Origin of the sequence: Agrobacterium sp. InxBP2 (assembly GCF_026191755.1) — a bacterium.
Lineage (GTDB): Bacteria > Pseudomonadota > Alphaproteobacteria > Rhizobiales > Rhizobiaceae > Agrobacterium > Agrobacterium pusense.
The window spans coordinates 236,969-246,837 of the sequence record NZ_JAINDY010000028.1; the positions used below are offsets into that span (position 1 = coordinate 236,969).

Consider the following 9,869-nt stretch of genomic DNA (forward strand, 5'->3'; position numbering starts at 1 on the left):
CGCGGCCGGGCCCTCCCCCAACCTCGTCCCCGACGTCAGGCTGGAAGAAAAGCCATCGCGTCTTCCGGGACGAGTTGTGCCCTGAGGTTTGCCGTCAACCGGTCCGGGCCCAGCCAGCGAAGATCTTCATTGAAGTCGCCGAGCTCCGGCGACAGCACCAGTGGCAGGATCCCGCACTCCTGCGCCCGGCGGCTCATGCCCTCGATCCCATGCCGGCCGGCGGCATCCGCGTCTGCGGCGATATAGATGCGCCGGCATCCGGGCGGGAAACGGAAGGCGGCAAGGTGGTTGGCCGTGAGCGCCGCCACTATCGGCATGCCGGGCATCACGTGTGCGAGCGACAGCATTGTTTCGATGCCCTCGCCTGCAGCCATGACCGGGACAGGTGCATTGACCGGAAAGCAGAAACGGACGCCATTCCCGAGGAGCCCGCCAAGTGCGCGCCGCGGATCGTCGACCTTCGCCTTGCCGGCGCCGTCAGGATCGAGCCAGCTGCGATGCACACCGGTGATCGCGCCGGCAGAGTCGGTCACGGCGGCAATCAGGGCCGGATAGCTGGTCGTGCGACCACTCACGAGATCACGATAGTAGCAGGACGGATGGAAGCGCAGCGCCGCATGCGTCGATGCCCGTAAGATGCCGCGCCCGCGCAGATAGGTATCGGCAAGCGTGCCCGCCAGGGGCTGCGTCATCCGGAACAGCCGCTGTGCCTGCACGCCAGTGCGCCGTTCCACCGGGGCGAAATCATAAGCATCGGTCCCGCGAGAGGACACCGGCTCTGGTCGAGGCAGGCTGAGGAAATGACGCGCCTCGTCTGCAACGTCCCGGAAGTCGACGAGACCGCAAGTCTCCCGGATCAGATCGAGCAGATCACCGAACTGGCCTGTCGCCGCGTCGGTCCAGCGGCCGGCGCGCGGGCCGACGAGGTGCACATAGAGCGACCGGCCCTTTCTGTTGCTGACATCGCCAACGAGCCAGTAGTTGCCGGCACGACGGCCGGCGGAGAGATAGTGCCGGCAGACCGCCTCCGCGTCCCGCGCGAGACGGCCCGCCAGATCCGACGCGGAGTGCATGGCAGACCTCCATCATGACCGGTGTGCGACATCGACAAGGTAATGACGATCATTCAGCTTCGACAGGATCGCCGTGCCCTCACCTGCGACAGGCACAAAGGAACGGAGCTTCCAACTGATCATCTCCTCGGATCGGCGCGTGTGGGTCGGCGAGAGCCGGGCCGCCTTCATCAGCATCGCACGCGCCGATTGAGGCGACTGGACCCGGGAGGTGATTGAGCGGGATAGAAACAAGACCTGGGCGACCTCTGTTGGTTTATAGGCATCCTTCCGGAGCCAGCGGCCTTCGGCGTCGCTGCCGCCGAAAACCTCCGTCATGACCTGTCTCAGGTCGGCGGTGGCGATGCCTTTACCTTGCTCCAGCGACCTGATCTGTTCGGCACCATGAATAAGTGCCCCGGCGCTGGTTCTGGCCATAGGACGCGGAGAGGTGGAAACGTTTTGAGGATGCGAAATGATATTCATAAGGGGACGCTCCAGGAGTGAGGAAAGAACTGCAAGGTCCGGTGTCCTGCCGACTAGGTCGGAGGCCACATCTGGGCGGCCGTGGAAGGGTCGGGGATCGGCAGGTTGAACCGCCGGCGATCGCGCCTAGCACGGCGGGTTTACGATGAAGCCAGCGGGATTCTCTCGATCCGGCGGCAGGTAGGCGTCGTAAGGATTGCCGTCGGCCAGATGACCAAACGGCGTGAAGAAAAATTCGCCGTTACTGCGGCCGACGCCGCAGAGCACGTAACCCGGCTCGCGTGTAGTGGCATCGAGGCATTCCATGAGAGCAAGATTACCATCGGACGCGGCGCGCAGCAGCGTGTCGAAGTTTGTGCGGGCATGATCGGGGATAGCCATTGGGTGCACCAGACAAAATGAGGCCCGGCGCTTGACCGGGCTCTGTGATGACGATGACGGGATTTGCCGACGCGGCCGGGTTCTGAGCCCGGTACGTTTGAACGTGTCAGGAGGCGCTCTCCAGCAGCTTCTTGGCCTTTCCTTCGAGCTCGAGACGCGTGTCCTGATTGGTCTTGGTGCGCGCCAGTGCGGTGATCCCCTGTACGAAATCGAAGATCGATTCCGGCGGCCTCCCCTCTTCCGACAAGACCATCTCAATCACCCTGCCGGTCTCGCCTTTCGAGAAGCCGCGCCGACGCAGGAAGCTCTCACGGTCGTCATCCTTGCGCGCGACGATCCTTTCGCGTGCCGCCTTGATGCCGGCGATGAACGGAGCGGGCGACGAATTGGCAAAGCGGGTCAGCGCGGGTGCTGCTTCATGCGCAAAACGCTGGGCGGCGAACTTCGAATGGCGGATAGTGATCTCCTCAAAATTCTCAGTGCCCCAGAGGTTCCTGTTGGCGCAGACCGCCCGCAGATAAAAGGAGGCGATGCCGAGTGTCTTCGAGCCTACCTCCGAGTTCCAGGCATAGAAGCCGCGAAAATAGAGGTCGGGCTCACCGTTGGGCAATCGCCCGGCTTCGATCGGATGGGTGTCGTCGACGAGGAACAGGAAGACATCGCGGTCGCTGGCATAAAGCGTCGTCGTATCTTTGGTGATGTCGACGAAGGGATTGTGGCTCATCGTCGCCCAGTCCAGGACGCCCGGCACTTTCCACATCGTGTCGCCGGTCCCATTGCCGGCGATCTTCATCACCGCCGAGACCAGTTCGTGATCCCAGATGCGGCCGTATTCGGGTCCCGTCACCGCGCGCAGTTCGAGCCGGCCATCGTCCATCTCGAGCGTTTTTACCAGCTCGGCACGGTGATTGAGCAGGCCGTGCTGCAGGTTGATCGCGGCAAGAGGCGCGGGGAGTTGCCGCATGTAGCTCGACGGTGCACCGACCAGGCTGCAGAGCTGACCGTAGCTCCAGTGGGTCGGTGCGATCGGCTGGCGCTGACCTGGAACGAGAAGTTCAAGCCGCTCCGCATTGTCGCGCGTAGCCTCGACGCGGATCGCGGCGCTTTCGATCGTTCGGGCATGGGCGCGGTCAGCGCGGGACCGGACCGTGTCGTAGAGATCGTTCAGCGACAGGAAGCGTTCGTCATCAGGGCGCGAAAACCATTCGGACGAAACGCGGCCAATCCGTTCGCCGCGGGAGATATCGACTTTGAAACCGGAGGAAGCTGGCTGGTTAGTGGATGCGAGGGAATTCATTTGGATTGTCTCCATAAGATGAAACCCGGCGCGGTGGCCGGGCGAGGTTGAGGGATTCTGGGGAAGAAGATGAATTAATCGGACGTAAGCCGGCGATGCGCCGAACGGATCGCCGAGAGCGCTGCCTGAAATTCGGCGCTTCCGACCGCGTCGGAAAAATCCATCGTGGCGGCGATGGAACGGCATGCGGCGTGGACCTCGTCGTCGGTCACCGCCTCGGGCGATAGTGCTTTGAAACTCGGATCTATTTCGAGCACGGCGGCGATTGCGTCGCGTACACCAGCCTCTTGCAGCCTGACCAGGACGTGGGAAGGCTTTGGTAGGTCGACCGGCTCTTCGGGATCGGGTTCTCCGGCGAGAATGGCTTCTCCTCGGGCAATCGCCCAGGCCGATCGGGCGAGCCAATCGGGCAATGGCGGCCGGGCCGAACTGATGTCATTTAACAACATCTTCAACAGTCCGAGCAGGATCTCGAAATGACGCGCCCGGCGCTGGACAGGTTCGTCGAACTGCTGCGGGATCTGGAGCGGCGGACCCGCATAGGCCGCATGTGTGCCGTCCCAGATGCCGGTGACATGAACTGGACCGGAGGAGTCGAAGTCCTTCTCGGCGATCTCCCAGCTGTCGTCGTCAATGGCGGCACGGCAGGCCGCCTCCAGCGTGTCGGCCGCGTAGGTGCGGTGCCGGAAGACCGGCAGGTGGTAGGTGGTCTCGATCGTGAAGTCAGGCATAGATGCCTCCTGAAACGGAAAAACCCGGCGCGATGGCCGGGCGGAAGAAGACCCGACCGCAACGGCGATCGGGTCAGGCTGATGGATGCTGGTGAACCTACTCGGCCGCCGCGAGATGCTCGCCGTCCATGCCACTTTCGGTATCGCCGGTGTCGTCGTCCGATGTTTCCGGCTGGTCGAGCAGGAAAGCGGGCAGGTCCTGAGCTTCCCCAGTCTCAGCATGATCGGAACCAACGGTCTCTCCGGGGGCATCGCTTTCGCTGATGCCGTCCTCGACCGTTATGCGAAGCGGTTCCGGTAACCAACTGCTGCCTGTCATCAGCCGTTCGGCCTCGCGGGCCATGTCAGTCTTCTTGAGATGGCCGATCAGCTCCGCCGCCTGATCACCCTTGGCTTCTCGAACCGCCTGTAGGATCCGCGCCTTGGTGACACGGCCGAGATAGTTGTCGGCGGTCGGTGTCCAGCCGGCCTGCACCATGTCGAAACCAATCGAGCGGGCAAGCTGATCGGCATGGGCGATCGCCCGGGTCCGCTTGTTCCACGGTTCGATCACCGCGTTGACCGACAGCGAGGCGCAATGGGCAAACAGAGCCTGCCGGCTGACCTCGTCAAGCGTGATCAGGAAGTCCCAGAGATCATCCGGATCCTTGGGAAGATCCTGGCCCCAGCCTTCGTGCCGCTGCTCGATCTCCTTTGCCCAGACTGTATCGCCGAGGCCGGGCGTCTGGGCGAAACGAGCGCTTTGCAGCGTCACCTCCAGGCATGAATCCGAGCCGTAAACGTAGAAGGTCTTCAGGACGAAGGCATGCAGGACCGCGATGAAGGCGATGACAGGATCGTTCGCGAGCGCGTTGCGCAAAGCGACCGTGCGCGCCGCCGTCAGATCGAGAACCATGCGGTCGGGAAGTGGCTTGATCGCTTCGTCCTCGTCGTCTGGTTGGGTGTCCTCGCCACCGGCGGCGCCTCTTACCGAGAGTTCATTGCCACGATCGTCACGATTGTGACCGACATCACTCGAGAGATCGGCTTCACTCTTCAGTTCGTCCTCGGGCCGCACGAAGCCTCGCTCGATCTTGAGCTCGCCACTGGCGCCGAGCGACACAAAGACACCGCCGTGGCCGATCTCTTGCGGATCGAACAGATATGGGCGGTCGTTGAGCCGGTCGAGCTCTGCGCCGAGCTCGTCCAGCTTTTGTTCGGTCGCTTCCGAGTACTCATCTGCTTCCGAATATTCTGCGTCGAGCTTATCGTATTCGGCACGGGTGGCGTCATAGTGGGCCAAGTCCGCCTCGGTCATCTCGGCCTGCTCTCCGTAGAAGCGGCGAAGGCCGGACGTGTGGCCGTAGGGAAAGTCGAAGGCGGCTTCAACCCATTTCCAGCCTTCGCTCACGCGGATCGCCTCGGCGTCGGCCTTCAGCTTTTCCATCACGAGCTGCTCGAGCAGCGCCGGATCCTGCAGCCAGCCGCCCTGATCCTGGTCGAACAGATCACGCATGGTCACACCGCCCGCGGCCTCGTAAGCTTCGATGCCGACATAGACTGCGCGGCGGTCGCTGGCGCGGATCGCGGTCTCCGTCAGTAGTCGGCGGATATAATAAGGTTCACGGCTATGGGAGCGGGAGACCGTATCCCAGACCTGCTCCTGGCGAACATGGTCGTTGGTGATCGAGAAGGCCATGATCTGTTCGAGAGTCATCTCGTCCTCGGCATAAAGATCGAGAAGCCGCGACGAGACGGAGGCGAGCCGCAGGCGTTGCTTGACGGTGGTAACCGAGACGAAGAAGCGTGCGGCTATCTCCTCCTCGCCGAGACCCTGGTCGCGCAAAGTCTGGAAGGCACGGAACTGATCAAGCGGATGCAAGGATACGCGCTGGACGTTTTCGGCGAGGGAGTCCTCGACTTCAAGGGTCTCGCCTTTGCTGACGATGCAAGGGACACCGGCAGTTTTGGCCAGACGCTTCTGCGCCACAAGACGCTCGAGGGCGCGGTACCGGCGCCCGCCAGCCGGGATCCGGTAGATGCCGGTTTCGTTGCCATCGCCGTCGAGTTCGGGGCGGACGTTGAGGCTGGTGAGTAGCCCGCGATGGGCGATGTCTTCGGCAAGGTCCTCGATCGAGATGCCCGCCTTGATCTTGCGGACATTTTGCTGACTGAGCACCAGCTTGTTGAAGGGAATATCCCGGGCTGCGCTGAGGGTGATTTTCTGGGTGGCTTGTGCCATATCAGTTTCTCCATGGGGGGCCGGCCGGAACCATCTCCAGCCTCCTAACCCGCCACAAATCCCACTTCCCTCCTCTCCCTCTATGCCGCCCGCCTGGAGCTCGCCGTACCTCACGCTCATCACCTGACTGATAAGGCCGTTTTACCCCGACTTCCCGGAACTGTCTGGGTGCCGGCGAGAATTCATGGTCGATGAGCTCATTCAGTCCGTCGATAATATCAGCGGGCCGAACCGACAGGACGCCTTGCGGACTTGGCACCGCCGCCCGGGTGGTCCAGACTGTTCCGGCAAACAAATAGCAGGAAGCCGTTGCAGTGCCCGAGGCTCATCACGACATGTTGGAAAAGCTGCGCCGCCTGGCGGCGAAGGATCGCCGTCCGACCGTCGCGTCCGACGGGATCGGCAGCTATTCCACGCTTTTTACCTTTGTCACGCGCGAACGCGAACGCATCGCCGGCTCGGCCTTTTCACAGGTTTCGATCGTCGCCATCCTGGAAGGGTCAAAGGAAGTCGTGAGCATGGGACGGCAGCGACGCTTTTCGGCCGGCACGGCCCTCGTGCTGCCAGCCGGTTGGTGCGGCGATGTCGTCAATGATCCCGATCCGCAGACTGGTGTCTATCGGGCGATCTTCATCGCCTTCCCAAACGAGTTGACACGGCGGGCAGCGAAGGCTTTTCCACCTTGCCGGATCGCTTGCCAGACAGAGTTGACGCTCGACCCGTTACTGGCCGCAGCCATCAACCACGCCGGCCAGGGCATCGCCAACGGCAATGTGCCGGTCCCTCTGCTCGAGCACCGCCTTCTCGAAATCTTGATGGTGCTCGCGGTACGCGGCGCCCTGCCCGGTTTGCCGGAAACGACCGCCGAGGCGGTGCGAGCGCTGGTGCGCTGGCAGCCGGATCGCGCCTGGACCGCCGATCTGATCGCCGGGGAGCTCGGCACGAGCAACGCCACGCTGCGTCGTCGCCTGTCACGCGAGGGTGCTTCCCTGCGAGATGTTGTGGCGAGCGAACGGGTGAGCCTCGCAAAGACCCTCCTTGCAGAAGACGGGCTGTCGCTGCGGGAAGCCGCGCTCGCCACAGGCTATCGCTCGCCGCGCCGCTTCACGGACCGGCTTCGCAGCGCGTGAGCGTTTGCCGCTCCATATTGAGCGTTTTCGTGCACCGCCAGCCGGTACGACTTTGTTAGACCATGCCCTCGCAGCTCACCGGAGCGAACCGCGAAAGGGCAACATTATGAAACCCATGCTTATACTTGTGAACGTCACCGTCGTCGCAGCAATCATCGCCACACCGGCCCTTTCGGCCGATCTCAAGGTGACGTTTTCAAAGAGCAATGGCCCGACGCTGTCGCCGGAAAATGCTTTTGCATTTCGACATCATCCAGCAAGTCAGTACCCGGCCCCAACAAGAGCCTTGCCGTCTCCTGGTCGAAGGGCCCCAGGGGCACGCGATCCTATGCGCTGACGATGGTCGACCCGGACGCACCCGCTGATTTCTCACTGTTCAACAGGGCGGATAAAATCATCCCGGAGGATTTCAGGAGGATGGAATTCGTTCACTGGGTGCTGGCCGATATTCCTCCATCGCGCACGAGCCTTGGTGAAGGCACGGACGGAAACGGTCCGTCCGCCAATGGCCTGCCGCTGGAGCGCGCGGCCCATGGGCGGCGCGGGCAGAACGGCACCGGCGGCGGCAACCTGGAGGATGGACCACATGGTGGTTATGTGGGCCCGTGCCCGCCGTGGAACGACGAGCGTGTCCACAGCTACCACGTTACGGTCTATGCGCTCGATGTCGACCGGCTAAACCTTCCCGATCTCTTCACCCGCGCCGATCTCATCGCTGCCGCGAAGGAGCATATCTTGGCATCAGGCAGCAGGGACCTGTTTTACACATTGAATGCAAAGGCTGGGAAATGACCGGGACGAGATGGGATGCCGAAGCGCGGGCCGAGCCGGAAACCGCGCATTGGATGCGAAACCTGATTGTTTGCCTTGTTGGCTCGTTCACGACGATCGTGGCGATGACGCTCCTCCTCCCCTTCCTGCCGCTCTATGTCGAGGAGCTCGGCGTCAGCGACAAGGCCGCGATCGTGCAGTGGTCGGGCATCGCCTATGGCGCCACCTTCTTTGCGGCCGCGTTCGTAGCGCCGCTCTGGGGACGGCTTGGCGATATTTATGGCCGAAAGCTGATGCTGATCCGCGCCAGCCTCGGCATGACAGTTGCCATCTCGCTAATGGGCATGGCGGGCAATGTCTGGCAGCTGGTGGCGCTACGCCTTTTCACAGGCCTTGCCGGCGGCTATGCGTCGGGATCGATGGTGCTGGTGGCGGCGCAAACGCCGAAGCATCGCTCCGCCTGGGCGCTGGGCACGCTATCCGCCGGCATCATGGCCGGCAATCTCGTCGGACCGCTGATCGGCGGCGCGCTGCCACCTGTAATCGGCATTCGCGGCACTTTCCTCCTGGCCGGCGGCGTGATCTTCCTGACCTTCCTTGGGACGGCTTTCCTGATCAAGGAGGAGAAGTCCACGGCTCGGAAGAAATCCGAGAAGGCTAGCGGCAGCTGGGCCTCCATTCCTGACAAGCGTCCGGTCATCGCCATGCTGTCGCTCGGCCTCTTGCTGATGCTGGCCAATATGTCGATCGAGCCGATCATCACCGTCTATGTCGCGCAGTTTGTAGCCGACGCCGATGTGACGATGGTTTCGGGCGTCGTGATGGCGGCTGCGGCGCTTGGCAGCATCCTGTCGTCCTCATGGCTCGGCAAGCTTGCCGACCGCATCGGCTACTGGAGGGTCATCATGGTGGCGCTTGCCGTCGCGGCGCTCTTGTTGGTACCGCAGGCTTTCGTGAACTCGGCCTGGCAATTGATCGGCTTGCGCTTCCTGATGGGTGTAGCGCTCGGCGGCCTTCTGCCCTGCATCACCGCGGTGATCAGGCACAACGTTCCAGACGCAGCGACGGGCAGGATTCTCGGACTCTCGATCTCTTCGCACTATGTCGGCCAGGTGGCTGGCCCGGTCCTTGGCGGGTTTATCGGGGGCCATATCGGCATGCGCGCCGTGTTTCTCGGAACCTGTATCCTGTTAGCCACCGGCGCGATCTTTTGCTGGTGGATCGGCCCGAAGGAGGACGCCGCGTGACGCCCCTGTGTTCGGCTTTGGAAGCCTCAGGGAACCCTCCGGTTTTTTTTATGCCGACACGTTCAAGGGACATAACGTCATGACTTTGCTCAGTTGGCAGCAATGCGCCTAGCGAGACGCCGTTGGAGGCGAGGAGGTTCGGCGCATCAAGAACGTCCGAGGGCAGTCGCTCGTAGCTTTGCTTGTTTAGATCAATACGCTTCACCTGCGTTGTCCACAATGGCTCCTGACTTACATCGAGAAAGACAGGAGGCCTGGAATTCAGCCTGAAATCGGAGGCAATCCTCATTCCGCCACCGACAATGGGTAGTGAGCAAAGCAGGAGGAAGGAGCCGACGATAACGTTTCGCATGGGTCGCTTCACGGAAAACATCGAGAAACTCGCAGAGCAGCGGGGGAAATTTTGCGGCTGAGCACGCAAACAACCGGTCAAACTGTTGGTCGCAAGGTGGCGACCAACAGGATGAATGGCAACGACGGTGGTCAGATCGTGAGAACGTAGACAATCTCGTAGGTCGCAGGATCGATGATGATGATCCGTTCGTCAGCAAGA

General features: G+C 62.3%; 8 protein-coding genes and 1 pseudogene. 3 read left to right on the forward strand and 6 right to left on the reverse strand.

Features of this window, described 5'->3' with window-relative positions:
* Positions 1 to 35: 35 nt before the first annotated feature.
* The 6 genes from K7A42_RS12590 to K7A42_RS12615 all read right to left on the reverse strand — a co-directional run bounded on the left by K7A42_RS12590 (position 36) and on the right by K7A42_RS12615 (position 6,168).
* On the reverse strand, positions 36 to 1,073 hold the full coding sequence (locus tag K7A42_RS12590) for a toprim domain-containing protein (protein WP_034499702.1): 1,038 nt from the start codon (positions 1,071 to 1,073) through the stop codon (positions 36 to 38).
* 12 nt (positions 1,074 to 1,085) lie between these two features.
* Positions 1,086 to 1,538, reverse strand: coding sequence for a hypothetical protein (locus tag K7A42_RS12595; RefSeq protein ID WP_131258966.1), 453 nt, complete (start codon positions 1,536 to 1,538; stop codon positions 1,086 to 1,088).
* 126 nt (positions 1,539 to 1,664) lie between these two features.
* A complete protein-coding gene (locus tag K7A42_RS12600; RefSeq protein WP_064263081.1) occupies positions 1,665 to 1,919 on the reverse strand; it encodes a DUF6117 family protein in 255 nt (84 codons plus the stop codon).
* A 106-nt stretch (positions 1,920 to 2,025) separates the two neighbouring features.
* Positions 2,026 to 3,216 (reverse strand): DUF932 domain-containing protein, encoded by a 1,191-nt coding sequence (locus tag K7A42_RS12605; RefSeq protein WP_282455304.1) that lies wholly within the window; start codon positions 3,214 to 3,216, stop codon positions 2,026 to 2,028.
* A gap of 74 nt (positions 3,217 to 3,290) precedes the next feature.
* Positions 3,291 to 3,947, reverse strand: coding sequence for a hypothetical protein (locus tag K7A42_RS12610; protein ID WP_282455305.1), 657 nt, complete (start codon positions 3,945 to 3,947; stop codon positions 3,291 to 3,293).
* A 97-nt stretch (positions 3,948 to 4,044) separates the two neighbouring features.
* Positions 4,045 to 6,168, reverse strand: a complete 2,124-nt coding sequence (locus K7A42_RS12615) for a ParB/RepB/Spo0J family partition protein (protein ID WP_282455306.1) — start codon at positions 6,166 to 6,168, stop codon at positions 4,045 to 4,047.
* A 314-nt stretch (positions 6,169 to 6,482) separates the two neighbouring features.
* Between K7A42_RS12615 and K7A42_RS12620 the strand changes: the two genes are divergently transcribed.
* The 3 genes and pseudogenes from K7A42_RS12620 to K7A42_RS12630 all read left to right on the forward strand — a co-directional run bounded on the left by K7A42_RS12620 (position 6,483) and on the right by K7A42_RS12630 (position 9,316).
* On the forward strand, positions 6,483 to 7,298 hold the full coding sequence (locus tag K7A42_RS12620) for a helix-turn-helix domain-containing protein (RefSeq protein WP_064263085.1): 816 nt from the start codon (positions 6,483 to 6,485) through the stop codon (positions 7,296 to 7,298).
* Positions 7,299 to 7,404: 106 nt separating this feature from the next.
* Positions 7,405 to 8,090 (forward strand): annotated as a pseudogene (locus K7A42_RS12625) (YbhB/YbcL family Raf kinase inhibitor-like protein).
* Positions 8,087 to 9,316, forward strand: a complete 1,230-nt coding sequence (locus tag K7A42_RS12630; protein WP_064263086.1) for an MFS transporter — start codon at positions 8,087 to 8,089, stop codon at positions 9,314 to 9,316. The pseudogene K7A42_RS12625 and the gene K7A42_RS12630 overlap by 4 nt, the downstream one beginning before the upstream one ends.
* The last annotated feature ends 553 nt before the right edge of the window (positions 9,317 to 9,869 follow it).